The sequence below is a fragment of the Massilia sp. Root351 genome (assembly GCF_001425045.1).
Taxonomy (GTDB): Bacteria; Pseudomonadota; Gammaproteobacteria; order Burkholderiales; family Burkholderiaceae_D; genus Rugamonas.
Genome location: NZ_LMDJ01000023.1, coordinates 1 through 17,576 on the forward strand (window position 1 = coordinate 1; position 17,576 = coordinate 17,576).

Below are 17,576 nucleotides of genomic sequence, written 5' to 3' on the forward strand. Positions count from 1 at the left end.
CTGTAATGACCCAGCGAAATCTGCTCAACTTACGCGGCTAATGCAAAAGTAGCCGCCGGGGTTTGCATCCTCAGCGCCTGGTGTGGACGCTTGTGGTTGTAAAACTGAATCCAGTCGCCGATCACGCGGCTGGCGTGCTGCAAAGTCTCGAAACGATGCCGGTGCGTGCACTGTTCCTTCAAAGTGCGGATTACCCTTTCCACCATGCCATTTTGTTGTGGGCAGTGCGGCGTGATGAACTCCTGCTTGAGGCCATAGCCACGCACCAGTGCCGTGAAGCTGCGGCTGGTGAAGACTAGACCGTTGTCACTGCGCAGCAGGAACGGTGCCGGCACACGGCCCAACGTGCCAAAGCGGGCAATCAGAGCATGTTCCAGCGCGCTTGAGGCCGTGCAGGCCTTGCCGCTGCGCGACAGGTGCCAGCCCAGCAGTTCTCGGGTGTGGCAGTCGATCACCAAGGCCAAGGTCGCCCAGCCATCCTTGCCCGCCCAGATCCGGCACATGTCCGTTGACCAACGCTCGTTGGGCGCCCGCGCCACGGAAGGCAGTGCCTGAATGCGCGGACGAAAACCGATGGCCCGTTTGCGCACCTGCCATCCCTTGAGCTGGAAAATGCGTTGGACGGTGTTTTTGTTCATGCCTAACAGGTAGGCCACCGTGCGGTAGCCGAAGGACGGCGATTCCTCGATCATCGCCTTGATGGGCGCGGACAGCTCTGGCTTGACCTTCGGCGTTGCTTTGGTCGGCTTGTAGTAGGCCGTGCGACGCGGCACCTCCAGCCACTTGCATAGCTTGCTCACCGGGACGACCAATCCATCTTCTTTTAGTCCCTGGCGGATCGTTTCTATCACTTCTCGTCCTCGCCCAACAGGGACTGCAACTTTTTTCTTACGCGCAGCTCCAACATCGCTTCGCCGTAGGCCTCCTGCAACTCCTTGATCTGGCGTTCGTACTGCTCCCGCACATCGAGCGGGTTGGCGCGCAGTGCGTTCTCCATGCCACGCTTGCCATCGTCGACCCAGGCTTCAACTTCCGACGGCGCCAAGTCGTACGCGCGGCTCGCTTCTGCGACCGTCGTCTTGCCTTGAATGATCTCCAACACCAGCGCGCTCTTGCGCTTGGCCGTCCAGCGTTTTACCTCTTCGTCCATCTTTGTACTCACTGTCAATTTCCTCAATTATGACGTGTGCAGGAATTCAGTGGGTCGTTACANTGCGCTTGGCCGTCCAGCGTTTTACCTCTTCGTCCATCTTTGTACTCACTGTCAATTTCCTCAATTATGACGTGTGCAGGAATTCAGTGGGTCGTTACACACCTGCTGCTACGGCCTCAATGACCGTTCCAATCGTAGGTAGCAGTTTTGCGATCTTGCCGACCTCCACCGCCGTTTTGCCTGGCACCAGTTCCATAGCTACATTGCCGTAGCGTACCTCCAGCAGCATATCGTCGGCGCTGCCGCTGAACCACGCTTTGACGCGCTTCTGCACGACTTCAGTAGTCGTCTCACCCGTCTCTTTATTCACGACCTTCTTCTGCTTGTCTGGGCCCACAAAGGGTTTCCCATCGACGTAGCACAGAGCGAGCGCCTTTTGCTCTTGCAGGCGTTCCAGCAACCGATTGCGACGGTTGATGATTGGATCGCTGCTTTTTGCTTCTTGTTTAACGGTCATTTTCAAAGTGCTCAAGATGGATGCTTTCGACATTTCATACTCCTGTGTGTTGTTTAAGTGCTCACAGTTTATGGTCGAGCAATGCAAAGAGCTACCGAAACATTGCCGAAAATCATTGAATTTTTTCAACACATGCCTTGACCACGCTATCTGCTACTCGGTTGTGTAGCGTAGCTAATTTCTTTCCCGCTAATCGCATGGATTCGCTGTCGCTTTGACTTAGGAATAGGGATCGCTGCTGCAACACGACGCTCAACACAGCTAATGCCTCGATGCTTGGCTCTTTGCCTCTCGCCTTCAAAACGCTCATATAGGATGGGTCTTTGTTCAGGTAATTGCGACTGAAAGCATACGCTGACTTGCACATATTTTCTTTCTTCAGTTCATCGTAAATATCTTGTATTTGCATTCGTAATTTTTCCTATGTTGTATTCGTATTTATCGGATCGCTAACGGAAAAATTGTGATTTTGATGGAGATTGTATAAATACCTATGCGCCGCTACAGCAATAGTGCGTAGTGGTGAACGAGCAAAAAAATATCAATTTTTGCTCTTCTCGCTCGATAAAATATAAATGCAAAAATTTAAACAAGACACGCATATAAATCCATTAAACCGCCAAGCTGTACGCGAAGAAATTACTAAAAGCATTACTCAAGGCGCTGCTAATTTTGACTATGCAGTTACGCTTACATTTCCATACAAGGTACATAGCCGTGAAGAAGTACAAGAACGTCTAAAATTCTTTCGCGACAAGTACAATGCTTCTCTTAATTACAAGAAAAATCATTTACGTTCCGTAAAATACGACTGTAAATTAAGTGCGCCGTTTGCTGCCTTCATAGAGGGTGATGGAATTGATAAACACTTTCATATTCACCTCGCGTTGCATAAACCAGAAGATTATAGCGACGAACGTTTTGCTATGTTGATTGCCTTACTTTGGCAAGAAGTAACTCATAGACCAGATACACATACAAAATGCAAAGCCATCTACAGCGAAGGTTGGGCAGAGTACATTACAAAGCAGTTTGGCACTTGTAATACAAGCGCGTACGACGAGCTTAACAACAACATTTACTAATACGCAGGCCAGTTAGGCAGAGAATAAACGCTGCTGGCTTGAGTAAATGTGAACAGGGCAACTGGCAACAGTTAGCCTTGTTTACAGTCACGCCAGTAGTAATCGCATTATCACTATCTTCATATCACTTCAACTAAACATCACTAATAAATAGTGACAGCATAAGTCAATAATGATCACAGTATCAGCCAGTCAGTATAACTGCATAGGATCTATCACGAATAGAATTATTGCAGTACACGGTATCAACGACAACCAACGGCGATACGAATTGATAAGTCTTTTCAAGAATGTACCGATGTACGCATTCTGCTCAAGACTGATATAAATTCTTCAAAATGTTCAAGGCCGATTCGGCAACGGCATCAGTGCATAATCGAAATCCATAACAAGTAAAATACCAATTGCATAACGCGACAATGGGCATCGAATTGCTCTGTAAGCAATGGGGCGCAAAAAAGACGCTACAACGCATTTTTCCGCCCGTCAGCTACGCAGGCATATCCGACGCCTAACAAACGCAGCAGCGGGCGGTTTTGGGCGGGTGCTTGCGTCTGTGCACTTGCGCGCGCATTGCAGCGGCGCAGCTATTCCAATACGATGTACAACTGACCGATCAATCGACCAAGGCAAGATGACACGACAGGAACCTATTGCAGCAGTGGCGGAACGATATCCGCATCTGACCCAGCAAGACGCCGAAGTAGCTGTCAAGCTGATTTTGGACGCGGTGGCTGCTGCGATCAGTACCGGCGCTGGCGTCGAGATACGCGGCTTTGGCACATTCAAGTTGAAGGAGGTGGGCGCACGTACAGGACGAAATCCGAAGACAGGCGAAGCCGTAGCGGTGCCAGCGACCGTCAAAACATACTTCAAGGCAGGCAAGGAGCTGAGGGAAGGGGTAGGGCGATGACGGTGATGACTGAGGAGTGGGCCAGTTTTTGGTATCAGTGTCTTGGCCGAAACAGCGATTACGATGATTACTGCATTGCTCGACAGAATGATGCAGTTGTGCGCTGCCAGGACTACGAAAAGAAGTTTAAGCACATTGCGGATATCTACGAAGACTTCGGAGATGTCAGCGATGGATTTGACGGCCTCGAAAGCCATATATGGAAAGATTGGTTTGAGCCGAGGCAGCACCTATTTCTGCCTGGCATTCAACAGATCATAAACCCAAGTGCATACACGGCAGCTGAAGGTCATATTCTGCTCAATATTCCGCTTGCAAAAGACCCAGTTGAAACGCAAAAACTGCTGGAACGCTACTTGGCCGACTATTACATCAAGCACGAAGTGATGCCTGCAACAGAACCAAAATACCGCTTGCAGAAAAAGAGGAGCGGGCAGGTGTTGCACGGTTATGAGCAAGTGAGGCAGGCCTGTATAGCCGGTCAACATAGTTATCTGCATTGCGACGAAGATGGCGATGTGCGCGGCGAGTTGTCATACAAAGAAGTCGTAGCAAACTTCATCAGACGAGAGGCCGGAAATTTGGGATGGGAGCTCGAAGCAGATGAAAGAAAACGAATTGAAGAGACTGGCTTGTTATCAGACCAAAAATTTAATAGCGTCAAGGTGCAATTGAACCGATGCCGCCGAGACTTCAAAGCATTAGCAAAGAATGTCATTCGCAATCGCTTTCCTGATCTGAGTCCGTTTGAATCAAACGCCTACGATCACTTTGAACGATAGCGAGAAACAAGAAAAATATAACTCTGTTCCCTACTTCCCCGACATTTTTCAGAGTGCGAAACTGACCTCAGCTTAGGCCTAAGCGACAAAGCAGGTTCGCAAACTAATTTGAAACTTATCGAGGATTAGCTATGGAAGACAATCTAAAGTCCTTCTTGGACAGCATTCAACAGGAATTCCCGAACGCGGTGCCGACCGATGAATGCAATCCGGCGCGGCATACACCTGACACTCTGGAAGAGGCGCGGCAAAAGGTCGTCAAGAAATTGCAACTGAACAAGACCTACTTTGAGAACGGCGGCAAGCCTGCGGCCGGCGAAAAGAAGCTCGACACGGTGTTCAAGAAGATGCCGAACGGTACATACTCAATCGGCGTCAAGTATGGCAATCGGTGGCTGCAAGACATCTTTGGCGCTGGCAAAAAAATGTATCGCAATCTTCGTAAAGATCAGATGGTCAAGATGTTTGACAAGCTGATTGCCGCTGCGGAAGCAAAGGCGTTTGACGAGGCCATTTTGGTCGTTATGGCAAGCAACCTTGCTGCGAAGCAAGGAGATGGCGATGAGTGACCTTGACAAGCCACTTGGGGTTACTGGCGAGGACGTGAACGCTTCTGTACTTACGCTTTCACCCTTAGTAGCAATCGAGATGAAAAAACTGTTGACGTATCCGGATCATCAAGTTGTGCCTTGGTATGCGAAGGGATATCTTACCGGTCCCGCTTACAATCAATTGGCGCACCAGTTAAAGGAAACGGCAGAGGGCTTGTCTGCCGTTCTTGATGCAGTGAAAAAGGATCCAAACGGTGAAAGTAGCCGTTACTATCATCGGACTATTTTGCTCAGCATCGTCGAGAATATGGGAATCGAGCAGCAAGGTTCAACCGTGGAGGTTACGTGGCCGGATCGTAGAGAGGTTGCCATTTCTGAATATGAGTACTGCAATTTTAGTTTGATTCTTCCTGGTGCGTTCCTATTTACGACCTGTTCGATTGGTACCAAGTGGACAAGTCGGCGTAGGCTTGGTAATGGATTAGCAGTATCAAAATAATTTCGTAGCAAGGAGCTTGTGGCTTAGAGGTCGCAAGCTCCTTTTTCATTTGCGCCAACATATGGTGTCAGGCAAGCTCAACAGCCTGCAAAAGCATAGTGTCGTTGACGTCGATGTACCTCTGCGTCGTCGACAGGTTTTTGTGTCCGGCCAAGGTCATCAGCACTTTTGCACTGACACCTTTCTGCGACAAGTTGGTGATGAAGGTACGTCGGCCGCTATGACTACTGGCACCCTCAAGGCCAGCAGCAGCGTACAGATGCGCGAACAACTGGCAGAGTGAGTTCGCGGAAAACGCAGTGCCCTTCTGCGAACGCAGCAAGGGCTTGGCGACTTCTTGTTGTTGTTTCAAGTTGGCAAGTATATAGTAGGTACGCATCGCTTCGATCAGCTTGCTGCCGAGTACGATGGTGCGGCCTTCGCTGCCTTTTGTTTGTGCAGCGGTTAGGTGGATGAAACTTTTGACATCGCCGCTCTTGGTGAATACGTCGCCGATAGTCAGCGCGGCAATTTCCTTGACACGTAGGCCTGCGTAGAAGCTGAGCAGGATCGCCAGCTTGTTACGCTCTGCGTGTCTGTCTGCACTTGCAACTGCCAGGACGCGTTTGAGTTCAGCAGGGGAAAGGGTTTTTGCTTGCTTCATTAGCTGCTCCAAAATCGTGCGTTTTAAGTAGCAGCAGTATATTTTCTGACATTGTGGTTGGACAACCGAAGTGTGCACGGCAGTGGTCTTCAATTAAATCAAGCAGTTACGCAATAATGTTGAGTAATTCGTATTTCCTTATGTTTTATTGAATAGGAGTAGCGATGGTTGATTTCAACAAGCTTAGAACAAGAACAGCAAAGGCTAAGGCAATTGATCCTGTAGAGATCTTTCGTCGGCAACCGAAGCCTATTGGCATCAACGATCTTTATACAAGCCAAGCAGAGGTGCTTCAGGCTTGGTTCGACCGGCGAACTGATCGAGATGTGGTGTTGAAATTGCATACGGGAGGCGGTAAAACCCTTGTTGGGTTACTGATGGCCCAGTCGACATTGAATGAGACTGGTGAGCCAGTACTGTACTTAGCGCCTACAACTCAGCTGGTTCAGCAAACTATTGAGAAGGCAAATGCTCTCGGTATTGCAGTTGTGCCCTATGAAACTGGAAAACCTCTCAATGATGACTTTGTAAACAGTAAAGCCATCATGATTGCAACATACAGCGCGCTATTTAACGGCAGGAGTAAATTTGGTGTTAGGGGTACGGGGCGTCCCCAGACAGTTGCTGCCGTCATACTTGATGACGCTCATGCTGCTTTTTCTGTCGTTCGTGACTCATTCACGTTAGAGGTGAAGTCTGAAAAAAGTCGAGATCGGTATGAAAGTTTGGTCGGGCTATTTCGAAAAGCGTTTAAGGAGATTGATAGGCTTGGAACTTTTGATGACATAGTAGCTGGTTCTGACTATTCAGTATTGGAAGTTCCTTATTGGGCATTGCAAGAGCAGCTCGACGCTGTTCGTGAACAACTGAAAACTGATGCGGAGGATTATGCATTAGTGTGGCCTCTGTTACGGGATCAATTGCATCTTTGTCATGCATTAATAAGTCATAAAGCCTTTACTCTCACCCCGATGCTGCCTTTGGTGCAAGCGTTTCCAACTTTCGCAGAAGCTCCAAGACGAATTTACATGTCGGCTACCATTGCAGATGACAGCGATATAGTACGCATCTTTGATGCTGATTCAAATTCGGTAAAGAATGCGCTTAAATCGCGCTCGCTCGCTGGTATTAGCGAAAGAATGATACTAATACCAGACTTGATGCCATTTGAATTTGGTGGGAAGGATTCGATTGAGAGACTAATAAAGTGGACAACTAAACACGAGCGAGGGACAGTAATAATTGTGCCGTCGGATGAGGCAGCGAAATCGTGGACTGATATAGCAACCGTCGCGGTAGGTCCTAAAGAGGTTAGCAAGTTAATTTCCGAATTACAGGAGAAACAGACTTACGGCCCAGCAGTTTTCTCTAATCGTTATGATGGAATAGATTTACCGGGTGATTCATGCCGTCTTCTCATCATGAGTGGCTTGCCTATTGGAACCTCTAACTACGAACTATTTCGCGCAAGTGCGCTTTATGGTGGCACGACAATTACGAGAATGCTGGCGCAGCGCATAGAGCAAGGGATAGGCAGAGGTGCCCGCGGCGCTGGCGATCATTGCGTGGTGATGTTGGTAGGTTCAGCGCTGGCTGCTTGGGTAGCTAAAGACGCAAATTTCAGATTTCTGACCAGTGCAACGCGCGCCCAGCTTGAAATGGGTACTGAAGTCAGCAAGGAGGTTGTTGACCTGAAAGACCTGGCGAAAACAATGCAGCGGTGCTTTGACCGTGATCGCAGTTGGACTGAGTATCACGCGGAAACCCTGGCTGAACTTATTGATGAAGACTCGTCGGACGTACTTCGCTATGGCCAAGCTGGGGTTGAGAGAAAGGCGGTCAATCTTTGGCATGACGGCTATTTTGAAAAAGCAATCGCAGCAGTAGAGAAATTGTTATCTGCTAATTCGGCGTTAGATCTTCAGTCTCGGGGATGGTTGGAACAGCTGGCTGCGAGAATCGCGAATAACTGGGGGCATTCAGACAGAGCGGAGGATTTACAGCGGCAGGCATTTGCAAACAACAGGAATTTGCTTCGACCGAAAGTTCTTCCGCCATATCGAGCAATGCATGTCCCAGAGGCGCAATCGCAAAGTATTGTTCGTCAATTGGGCGGTTATCGACTGCGAAGAGGGTTTTTACAGTCCTTTGAGGAGGTCGTAGCCTTTTTGAATGCGAATGCGTCATCAAATCAATTTGAGCAAGCCCTTGCTGATCTTGCTGTTATGTTGGGATTCTTAGCGGAACGTCACGATAGCAATGGCGAGGGGCCGGATGTTTTATGGTTGTTGCCAGATAAAGTTGGTTTTGTGATTGAGGCAAAGAGTCGAAAGAAGGGTAAGAATGCATTGACCAAAGAAGAGCACGGCCAGCTCTTGGTTGCAGCGGAATGGTTTGCAGCGAACTACAAAGGGTATGAATGCGTTCGCGTAAGTGTACATCCCAAGAATCGAGCTACGAAAGCAGCGGTGGCGGGGGCATCTCACGCTTTGACGTATGAAAAGATTGCAGCGTTGATTTCTGATGCCAGATCGTTGCTTCTTAGTCTTTGTGAATCACAACTGGAAGGTAAGAGCCTTGAAGCTGAGTGCAGTCGCTTGTTAGCGAAATCTAATCTGCGTGCAAGTAAGTTTGTCGATAATTACTTGGTTCCATTTGATGATCAAGATTAGGTTAGGAAGATATTACGGTGCTAAATACGAATTGTACGCTATGTTCCACGCAGCTTACGGATGAGAACAAGACTAAAGAGCATATTATCCCAAATTCGATTGGCGGCTGGGATGAGGTTGAAGACTTTATTTGCGTTTCCTGCAATAGCGCAACTGGAGACAAATGGGATGCGGAACTTGCTGCACAGTTTAACTGGATAGCTTTAATGATTGGAATAATTAGGGACCGAAACGAATCACCACCGAAACTCGTTTCGACAGTTTCGGGCGAGAAATTCCTGCTTCAAAATGATGGTTCAATGCTCCCCGCTAAATTTAAGTACCAAGAATTGAAGGATGGAGAGCAAACGAAGATCTCATTCATTGCCAGAACGCCTAAGGAGGCCAAGAAAAAGATCGAAGAAATCGCTAAACGATTTCCGCAAATTGACAAAGATAAGCTTCTTGAAAATGCAAAAATCAAAACCAGTTACTTGAATGAGCCTTTGCATATTGATATGAATTTTGGTGGGCCATTAGCTGGTAGATCAGTAGTAAAAACTGCACTGGCGTTTGCCTTTTCAAGAGGTATAAATCCTCATTCGTGCGAGAATGCAAAAAATTTTGTTTGTGATGAAACTGCTGACTCGTCTTGCTATGGCCTAATGTATTTGGCAGACGTTGTTAAAATTCGGCCCGCCAATACTTTGTTCCACTGCATTGCACTTTTTGGCGATAGAGGGCGGAATAGACTTTTCGCGTATGTTGAATACTTTGGATTGGCACGATGGTTAATTGAGTTGAGCAAAAATTACGATGGCCCTGAGCTACGTGAGGTTTATGCTATTGATCCATCAACTGCGCTATCTGTTAATATTGAAGTAGTGTGGTCATTGACAGATGAGATGATAGAGAAGACTTTAAATGGCTACGGTTATACGGACGAAAGTTATATGGCAGCAATTACATCATCTATGGATGAAGTTATGCGACGAAACAAAGAGCGTGGCCTTAGCAATGCGGTAAAGAGCTCTTTTTTTGCCGCTGGTGAAAAATTAGGTCTCGTAGAAGGAGATACAATTACACCGGACATTAGTAGAAAATTTTCTTCGACTATGGTCGAGGAGTTGATGCCTTATATATTGCATCAAATGGGAGTGAGAAAATAGTGTTTTTAACACTGCAGGTGTGCGTTATGTTGACGATTGCGCCATTATACATGGAAGAATCCCACTCATCAGGTGTGCAGTCAGAATGGCGCGATATCCAAGTGGCTGTTGAAATACGCTGAGTAGAAATTTCAGGTAAATCTATGTTGTAGTGTTGTGTTCGTATTCAAGTTTTTTTCGAAAGTATATCTGATAATGGAAAATGATAATATTGTAAAACTTGCTGCTTTACATCGACATTGGATCGTTGCAGATGCTGTGCGTGTTGTGCTAAAACAAAAGACCGTTACACCGATTCAGGAAGAGGAATATATTAAAAAGTTTGGTATCGAATATGTGGCTTTTGGAGAGCACGCATCAATGATCTGCCGTATGCAGGTTTGGTATTCATTGTTGTATGTGGTAATCGAGGGCTATCAGGAGCTTTTGAATAAATTTCCAGATATCCGGTTTAAGCCTCTTGATGAGGTTTTAGCAGTTGGCGAATATGTGGATCTTTTGCGACGTTTCCGAAATGCTACGTTTCACTTTCAGGCTGATCCGTTAAATGCCAAGTTGATTGATTTTTTAGAGAAGAAAGATAGCGAAGTTTGGATCGGCGATTTGAATAGGAAATTAAGTGCATTTTTTATACAAGCTTTGCCGATTAAGGAAGCAATGGAAAAAATGGAAAAAGAAGGTGTTCCAGAAATTCCAGTTGGTACGAAACTTGAAACCTTAATTGGTATAGGTAAAAAATAGGTCGATAGATTGTTAAGAATTCTACGACCAATATGCTCTACCGTTTTCAAAGTAAAGACTTTTAAAAAAAACAATTAAGTAGAAGATTCACGGAAAGTAGTAGTAGAAGTCCATTTTGAAATACGACGGTTAGGTGAGAAGTCATAGTGCAGTGCATAAGCTGGACTGCCGCACAGTGTGTAACTTCATTTGCGTATGTCATTGATTATATTGATAAGCGTGGACTTTATTTCTTTTTTGGAAATTTTCGTTCTTGTCACGCGAAAGTTACACAGTGGTTTTTTGCCTCGTTTAGATTATTGATTTTAAAGGGTTTGTCAAGGATGTGGTTATTGAGTGGGAGTGAGTTGCAATTACATTAATATTGCATGTTGGCTCACTTGAAGGATTTAAGGCCCTGTTTTTACAGGGCCTTTTTCATATATTCCCCGTTCCGAGTCCCCGGTTTTTCCTCCCCTTAGCCCGACAGCATTAAGATCACTATCCGCCCCCGTGGCCATTGCTACCGTGCGCGGCGAGGAACAAGGCGATGGCCGACCTGCTATAGGAAACAAGCGGGCGGACCGGAGAGGATCGGGCACGTTCAGAACCGCCTTCGCGTGCAATTGACGCAACAGGGCCTCGATTTGGGCGATGGCATGGGCGGGCCCGGCTTCGTAATGGAGCTTGCTTAACGACTTTTGATTCGTCTTGTCGGCCATGGTCGTGGCTTCGACACGGCGGACTTCCGGGCTCAACAGCGTGCGAAGCGGCGATGATCCTACAACCATGAGCCGATCTTCGGCCGAACCGTCGACGCTTTCAACAAGGGCCTGTGGTGCAAACTGATGGCAGCGGGCCACAAGGGCCGCGCTGAACAGCGCCTCCTTGTTCTCGAAGTGCCGATAGATGCTTAGCTTGGAAATCTTCGCCCGCTGGGCGCCCTTATCCATTGTCGTCGCTTGAAAACCCAGTTCCACAAAGCGTTCGTACGGAGCGTCGACTATCGTTTGGCCTCGGGCCTCGTTGGCGGGCCGGCCGCGCCGCCCCTAACTGTTTTCGGTCACGATAATTTAGGTACTTGACAGTATTTAAATTCGTCAATTATGATACCGTTCAGTATTCAAAATGCGCAAGCCAATGGCTAGTACGCCCGGCGATATCCCCCTCCATCCACAACACGGAGCCCATCACTATGAATGACGTCATCATCATCGGCGGCAGTTTTGCCGGCCTCGCCGCCGCGCTGCAGCTCGGTCGTGCCCGCCGCAAGGTCACCGTTCTCGATACCGGCCTGCCACGCAATCGCTTTGCCAGTCACTCGCATGGCCTGCTCGGCCACGATCACAAGCCACCACTGGACATCTTGGCCTCGGCGCGGCAGCAACTGGCGCGTTATCCCACGATCAGGCTGGTCAGTGCCCGTGCCGACAGTGTCTCCGGCGCCATCGATGATTTCTCCGTCCTCACTGGTGATTGCGAAAGCCATGGGGCGCGCCGCCTGATCCTGAGCTATGGCGTCGCCGACCAGATGCCTGATGTTCCGGGCTTTGCCGAATGCTGGGGCACGTCCATCGTGCCCTGTCCCTATTGCGACGGCTTTGAAGTCGCCGGCCGGCATTGGGGCTTCGTCTGGTCCGGCCCGCAGTCGCACCAGTCTGTCAGGCTGTTCCAACATTGGACCGACAAGTTGACTGTCTTCGCCGATGGTCATGACATTCCGCCCGATATCCAGGCCGATCTGGCGCACCGCAAGATACCTGTCGTCGATGGCCGGATCGTAGAGATCGCCCATCACAAGGGGCATATCACCACAGTCAATCTCGATACCCGCCGCAATATCGCGGTTGACGTCCTGTTTGCCCAACCGCGCAACAGGCCGTCCGCAGGCCTGCATGAATCACTGGGCCTCGCCACGGTGGATACACCTGCCGGCATCGGCCTCAAGGTCGACGAACGCCGCCAAACCAGTATGCCCGGCATCTACGCCGCTGGCGACCTCGCCACGCCACTCCTGCCTTCGGTCACAGTTGCATCATCGCAGGGCGCGATGGCGGGTATCTTCGCCCAGCAATCGATGCTGGTTTGAGAGTTGAGAGTCCTTTCCCCGCGTGCCGCAGGCCGCCATATTGTGAAGATTGCGGGCCGGTGTCACGAAGAACCGTTTGGCCGGCTGACCCGCACCGGCGCCTGAGGAAACGCACTTGTCCGCAACCCGTGAAGCTGAAGTCAGCATCAGCATCTTTGTCCATCCGCTTTTAGAGAAACCTGACCCACATGGACTTTAAACACGTCACCTTTGACCTGCCACACGGCACCTTTCACGCGCTGCAGGGTGGTGATCCCACTGGTCAGCCGACACTTGTCTTGCACGGCTTCCCCGACCATCCGCCGACAGCGATGCCCTTCCTTGCCGAGCTCGGTCGCCGTGGACGTCACGTCGTCGCCCCCTGGCTTCGCGGATACGCCCCGTCCCCAACGGCGGGGCCGTTCGACATGGCCGCCCTTACCGGTGACGTGCTCGCGTTGATCGACCGCTGGTCTCCCAGGCGAGCCGTAGAATTGATCGGCCACGACTGGGGCGGCGCGATCACATATGATGTCTGCGTCGCCGCGCCGGAGCGGATTGAACGCGCCGTAACGCTGGCATTCCCCCACCCACTGACGTTTCTGAGCCAGCCGCGCCTCGCTCAGCTACGCCGGAGCTGGTACATGGGGCTCTTCCAACTGCCGGGAAGCGGCTGGATCGTCAGCGCCCGAGATCTCGCCCTCATCGACCACCTATGGCGTCAGTGGTCGCCCGGCCTCTCGCTCGAGCCAGCTCTCCAGGCGGAGCTACACGAGACCCTGCGGGCGAGTATGCCTGCGCCCTTGCGCTACTACCGGGGGCTGCTGCGACCCGGCATGCTTGGTGCGATGCGTCGCCTATCTCAGCCGATCACAACGCCCCTGCTGCAGCTCCACGGTTCCGACGATGGCTGCATCTTACCCCAACAGGTCAATGACAGACATCGGTTCGCCGGTCCGCACGCGCTGGAAGTCGTCCCCGGCGTCGGTCACTTCCTGCACATCGAGGCCCCCGTGGCGATCGCGGAGCTGATTGCGGCATGGGCTGAGCAGCGCCCTTTGCCCTACGCCTCGATCAAAAGGTAGCAAGTTAAGGCAACTAGTTAAGAACGAATCAGAACAAGGATTTGACATGGCAGAGAGTAATACCTATCAGGTCGCCGACTGGAATGGCGAAAGTGGGGAGCGCTGGGTCGCCAACCAGGCCCGGCTCGACGCTATGGCGGCGCTGTTCGGCCAGGCTGCGATCGAAGCCGTCGCACCCGGGACGGGCGAGCGCGTGCTGGACGTCGGCTGCGGCGCGGGCGCGTCGAGTTTGGCTCTGGCCGCCCGCGTCGGGGCGTCGGGGCAGGTGCTGGGCTTGGACATCTCCGAACCGCTGATCGGCCGGGCGCGCGCGCTTGCGTCACCGGATACGCCGGTCCATTTCCAAGTGGCCGACGCCAGCAGCGCCGAGCTGCCCGAGGGCGCGTTCGACATCCTGTTCTCCCGTTTCGGGGTGATGTTCTTCGACGATCCGACAAGGGCGTTCGCCCATATGCGACGCGCGCTCCGGCCGGGTGGGCGGGTCGCTTTCGTCTGCTGGCGCGGCGCGGCCGAGAACGATTGGGTGCGCCTGCCAATGGATGCGATCAAAGGCATCGTCCCGTCGATCGCGCCGCCCGATCCCGAAGCCCCCGGTCCATTTTCGTTCGGCGACCGGGGGCGGGTGGCGCGCATCCTGATGGCGGCTGGCTTCGCGGATATCGCTATCGCGCCTTTCGATGCTCCCATCCCGTTGGGCGAGGGCGGAACGCGGGACGCAGCGATCGACGACGCGGTGAAAATGGCGCTCGAAGTCGGGCCGCTGTCGCGCGCGCTCGCTGATCAGGCCGACGACATCCGCGCCCGCGCCTCGTCCGCAGTTCGTACCGCCTTCTCTGGCTACGCCGGAGAGCGGTCAGTGATGATCGACGGCGCGGCGTGGATCGTCATGGCGCGCAATCCGGAAAACTGACAGGGACTAACAGCGGAGACGCCAACGCTCGGTGGAGCGGGGCGTCTTGGCGGGTCAGTTGGGCCAGAGAGACCGTATTCACCGACGGTCTTGGTATCGGAGAGCGCGGCGTGGCGCTCTGCTAAACTCCTGCTGTTGTATGATGAATTGTTGCGCTCAACGTTGTTTTTCGAAGGCGTTCGATGAATTGATGCGATGGTATTTTTGATGGTATCGAACTCGGATTGACTGAAATTCACGCATGAAATCAATGGCTTCAGGCTGTGATTGATAATCGAGTGGGAGTAGGGTTGCTGCATGGAAATGCAAATTTCCGTGATTGATTAAAACTGGAGCCCTGCAACCTGTGCAGGGCTTTAATTTTGGTATTTAAAGAATTCAGGTTATAGCATGATCCCGGCCACAGGCGACCGCACCGACTAGCGCGCAGCGGTCGCAAGCTGGTCTGATGCCTATGCCCGCGTGACGGCCGGGCTTACTTGCCGCGGCTGGATGTCAGGTTTGCATTGATCCACGTGACCACGTCGGTAACCGGAAGGCCGCGTTGGCTGTTGAACGTGCCGCTCTTGTTCCAAGCGAAACCTCGTCCTTGGGCAAAGGCAGCACGATATTTGCTCATCATATTGTGCGGGTCGCGGGCCAGTTCGCCGAGCAAATACTCCTCACTCCATTCCGAACGGCTAAAGGGCCGGCCAAGGGACGCTTCCAACTTGTCGGCGACCTCGCCATAAGTCACTGTGTCGCCGGCCAGAAAGACAATCTCGTTCCGAATTCTAGGTTTCTCGAACACGATTTCGGCAGTCAGCATCCCGATATCATCGGGAGTCGTCAGCGTCACTGCGGTGCCGAGGCTGCCCAGTGCATGGATTGCGTCGTTGCGCAGGTCGACAACGCCGAATTCGGGCTCAAACAGGTAGCTCATGAACATACCTGTCGAGATAATGACCCACTCAGTCTGGTGCTGACTGCGCAAAAGCTCCCGCACGTCCAACTGTGCGTCGAAAATGTCTTGCGGACTGCCGCGTCCGATGACATCAAAGTCGACGCCGAACTGCCACGGAAAATATCTTGGGATTCGCGCCTGCAAGGCAGCGCGCGCTAATTTCATCGGCGTGTCGATCCCGGCAGCGTAACCGGCGCAACCGATAACTGTGTCATATCGTGCGAATACTTCGGCAAGTTCGTCAACGGAGCTCTTCACAAGATCGCCCACGACGATCTCGATACCAAGTTCCCGAATCTCTGTGATGTCACGTCGCTTGCCCGGTGCGGTGGACTCAACGGCGCTTGCGCGTAGCAGGACGCTGATCTTCACACCGTCGATGCTCTTCGCGCGGCGTGCAAGACTGCGCAGCACTGGTAGGCCAAGTTCTCCGGCGCCGAGCACGAGAATATTGTGAGACATGGCGTTAGGGTCCGCTGGGTTCACCGTGAGAGGTACATGCAGTTGGCGATCTTGATTGGACATTCTTGATTACTCCTGATGACTTATGTGACTGCACTGTAGCAACACGGATGACGCAGAAAAAGTGGCCCTAGAGGTTTTCATCATGCAGAAAAGGCGAACAATCTTGCGGTATAGTTCGGTTTTCTATATCGGTATCAGGGCAAGAAATGGATCGCGTTCAGGCAATGCAAGTTTTCCTTCGCGTGGTTGAAAGCAAGAGTTTTGTCCGAGCGGCAGAGACCTTGGGCCTACCGGCATCATCAGTTACCGGCATCATCAAGAGGCTGGAAAAACATCTGCAGACACGCCTGCTTAACCGTTCCACCAGAAACCTTAGCTTGACGCCAGAGGGGGAGCGGTACTTTTACCGCTGCCGCGAGATACTTGATCTCATTGACGATACGGAAGCCAGCCTGCATGGGGCGATGGAGCATCCGCAAGGGCGACTGAGGGTCGATATGCCGGGCGGCATTGCGCATGCCGTTATCCTGTCGCAGTTGGAGCAATTCCAGCAACGCTACCCCGATATCTATCTAATGATCGGCATAAATGATCGTCAGGTGGACCTGATTCAGGACGGAGTCGACTGCGTGATCCGTACCGGAAGACTGCATGACTCGACGCTGGTCGCGCGCCGCTTGGGTGAGCTGCGGTGGATTACTTGCGCGGCGCCGTGCTACCTGGATGAGAAGGGTATTCCCGAGGATCTGGAGGCTTTGCAACGGCACCGGGCGGTACACTACTTTTCCAGTACGACGCGTCGGGATGGCGAACTGCATTTCGTGGAGGGCGGGGACAGCGTCACTGTTCCAGTTCCCGGGACGGTTGCAGTTAATGAGACTGGGTTGTACATCAAGCTTGGCCTTGACGGAGTCGGCTTGATGCAGTTGGCTGAAATTTTAGTGGCGGACCATTTGCGAAGCGGAAAATTAGTCGAGGTGCTTCCTGATATGCGGCCCGCACCTGTGCCGATATCACTCGTTTATCCCCATCACCGCTTTCTCTCTCCCGCCATGCGAGCGTTCGCCGATTGGACGGCCGAGTTGTTCAGTAATGTTAGTTAAGGCGCGAAAAGCGGACATAGCTGTAGGGTCTAGATGATCAGTTGCCACAAGAAATGGCAGTAGCTTTCAGCGTAAAATGACAGCGCTAGTTCGCCCGACGCGGCGACACTTTTGCATGATTGTGTAACGACCCACTGAATTCCTGCTCGCGTCATAATTGAGGAAATTATCAGTGAGTACGAAGATGGACGAAGAAGTGAAACGCGGACACCATCCGCCCCTCCGACTCGCTCCGGAACTTCTGCCAAGCGCATAAACGGGAAAGAAGCTTATCAGCCACGGCTGGTCCTGCGGCCCGCAGCACTGCACTGGGCAAGCC

Annotated in this window: 18 protein-coding genes and 1 pseudogene; 12 read left to right on the forward strand and 7 right to left on the reverse strand. The window is 51.5% G+C overall.

Going from position 1 to position 17,576, the window contains the following annotated elements; all coding sequences use genetic code 11:
- Positions 1-29: 29 nt before the first annotated feature.
- The 4 genes from ASD15_RS17280 to ASD15_RS32385 form a co-directional block, all read right to left on the reverse strand.
- Positions 30-851, reverse strand: a complete 822-nt coding sequence (locus ASD15_RS17280) for an IS3 family transposase (RefSeq protein WP_057156240.1) — start codon at positions 849-851, stop codon at positions 30-32.
- Positions 848-1,162, reverse strand: a complete 315-nt coding sequence (locus ASD15_RS17285; RefSeq protein WP_057156241.1) for a DUF1153 domain-containing protein — start codon at positions 1,160-1,162, stop codon at positions 848-850. Before ASD15_RS17285 ends, ASD15_RS17280 begins: the two co-directional genes overlap by 4 nt.
- 145 nt (positions 1,163-1,307) lie before the next feature.
- A complete protein-coding gene (locus tag ASD15_RS17290; RefSeq protein WP_057156242.1) occupies positions 1,308-1,703 on the reverse strand; it encodes a hypothetical protein in 396 nt (131 codons plus the stop codon).
- Positions 1,704-1,782: 79 nt separating this feature from the next.
- A complete protein-coding gene (locus ASD15_RS32385) occupies positions 1,783-2,079 on the reverse strand; it encodes a DUF6626 family protein (protein ID WP_157200989.1) in 297 nt (98 codons plus the stop codon).
- 166 nt (positions 2,080-2,245) lie between these two features.
- On the opposite strand from ASD15_RS32385, the gene ASD15_RS32390 reads away from it, so the two are divergent.
- The 5 genes from ASD15_RS32390 to ASD15_RS32400 all read left to right on the forward strand — a co-directional run bounded on the left by ASD15_RS32390 (position 2,246) and on the right by ASD15_RS32400 (position 5,500).
- The gene (locus ASD15_RS32390; RefSeq protein WP_157200990.1) at positions 2,246-2,755 is read left to right on the forward strand and encodes a hypothetical protein; all 510 of its coding nucleotides are present in this window, start codon (positions 2,246-2,248) and stop codon (positions 2,753-2,755) included.
- A gap of 634 nt (positions 2,756-3,389) precedes the next feature.
- The gene (locus ASD15_RS31790; protein ID WP_082551902.1) at positions 3,390-3,668 is read left to right on the forward strand and encodes an HU family DNA-binding protein; all 279 of its coding nucleotides are present in this window, start codon (positions 3,390-3,392) and stop codon (positions 3,666-3,668) included.
- Positions 3,665-4,450, forward strand: coding sequence for a hypothetical protein (locus ASD15_RS32395; protein ID WP_157200991.1), 786 nt, complete (start codon positions 3,665-3,667; stop codon positions 4,448-4,450). The genes ASD15_RS31790 and ASD15_RS32395 overlap by 4 nt, the downstream gene beginning before the upstream one ends.
- Positions 4,451-4,581: 131 nt before the next feature.
- Positions 4,582-5,019 carry a hypothetical protein gene (locus tag ASD15_RS17300; RefSeq protein WP_057156244.1) on the forward strand — a complete coding sequence of 146 codons (438 nt, stop codon included), beginning with the start codon at positions 4,582-4,584 and terminating at the stop codon, positions 5,017-5,019.
- Positions 5,012-5,500 (forward strand): hypothetical protein, encoded by a 489-nt coding sequence (locus ASD15_RS32400; RefSeq protein ID WP_157200992.1) that lies wholly within the window; start codon positions 5,012-5,014, stop codon positions 5,498-5,500. Before ASD15_RS17300 ends, ASD15_RS32400 begins: the two co-directional genes overlap by 8 nt.
- A gap of 67 nt (positions 5,501-5,567) precedes the next feature.
- Here ASD15_RS32400 and ASD15_RS17305 read toward each other — a convergent pair whose 3' ends face one another.
- Positions 5,568-6,143 carry a tyrosine-type recombinase/integrase gene (locus ASD15_RS17305; RefSeq protein ID WP_057156245.1) on the reverse strand — a complete coding sequence of 192 codons (576 nt, stop codon included), beginning with the start codon at positions 6,141-6,143 and terminating at the stop codon, positions 5,568-5,570.
- Between the two features lie 164 nt (positions 6,144-6,307).
- On the opposite strand from ASD15_RS17305, the gene ASD15_RS31795 reads away from it, so the two are divergent.
- The 3 genes from ASD15_RS31795 (at position 6,308) to ASD15_RS31805 (ending at position 10,704) form a co-directional block, all read left to right on the forward strand.
- Positions 6,308-8,815, forward strand: a complete 2,508-nt coding sequence (locus ASD15_RS31795; protein WP_082551903.1) for a DEAD/DEAH box helicase family protein — start codon at positions 6,308-6,310, stop codon at positions 8,813-8,815.
- Between the two features lie 17 nt (positions 8,816-8,832).
- Positions 8,833-9,963: an HNH endonuclease gene (locus ASD15_RS31800; protein WP_162249911.1), complete on the forward strand. Its 1,131-nt coding sequence runs from the start codon at positions 8,833-8,835 to the stop codon at positions 9,961-9,963.
- Between the two features lie 195 nt (positions 9,964-10,158).
- Positions 10,159-10,704 carry a hypothetical protein gene (locus ASD15_RS31805; RefSeq protein ID WP_082551972.1) on the forward strand — a complete coding sequence of 182 codons (546 nt, stop codon included), beginning with the start codon at positions 10,159-10,161 and terminating at the stop codon, positions 10,702-10,704.
- Between the two features lie 480 nt (positions 10,705-11,184).
- On the opposite strand, the pseudogene ASD15_RS17310 reads toward ASD15_RS31805, so the two are convergent.
- Positions 11,185-11,690, reverse strand: a pseudogene (locus tag ASD15_RS17310) (TetR/AcrR family transcriptional regulator).
- 188 nt (positions 11,691-11,878) lie between these two features.
- Between ASD15_RS17310 and ASD15_RS17315 the strand changes: the two are divergent.
- The 3 genes from ASD15_RS17315 to ASD15_RS17325 all read left to right on the forward strand — a co-directional run bounded on the left by ASD15_RS17315 (position 11,879) and on the right by ASD15_RS17325 (position 14,746).
- A complete protein-coding gene (locus ASD15_RS17315; RefSeq protein ID WP_057156246.1) occupies positions 11,879-12,772 on the forward strand; it encodes an NAD(P)/FAD-dependent oxidoreductase in 894 nt (297 codons plus the stop codon).
- Positions 12,773-12,960: 188 nt separating this feature from the next.
- On the forward strand, positions 12,961-13,836 hold the full coding sequence (locus ASD15_RS17320; protein ID WP_057156247.1) for an alpha/beta fold hydrolase: 876 nt from the start codon (positions 12,961-12,963) through the stop codon (positions 13,834-13,836).
- Between the two features lie 46 nt (positions 13,837-13,882).
- Positions 13,883-14,746: a class I SAM-dependent methyltransferase gene (locus ASD15_RS17325; RefSeq protein ID WP_057156248.1), complete on the forward strand. Its 864-nt coding sequence runs from the start codon at positions 13,883-13,885 to the stop codon at positions 14,744-14,746.
- Between the two features lie 475 nt (positions 14,747-15,221).
- Here ASD15_RS17325 and ASD15_RS17330 read toward each other — a convergent pair whose 3' ends face one another.
- A complete protein-coding gene (locus ASD15_RS17330; RefSeq protein WP_057156726.1) occupies positions 15,222-16,175 on the reverse strand; it encodes an aromatic alcohol reductase in 954 nt (317 codons plus the stop codon).
- A 185-nt stretch (positions 16,176-16,360) separates the two neighbouring features.
- On the opposite strand from ASD15_RS17330, the gene ASD15_RS17335 reads away from it, so the two are divergent.
- Positions 16,361-17,257 (forward strand): LysR family transcriptional regulator, encoded by an 897-nt coding sequence (locus tag ASD15_RS17335; protein ID WP_057156249.1) that lies wholly within the window; start codon positions 16,361-16,363, stop codon positions 17,255-17,257.
- The last annotated feature ends 319 nt before the right edge of the window (positions 17,258-17,576 follow it).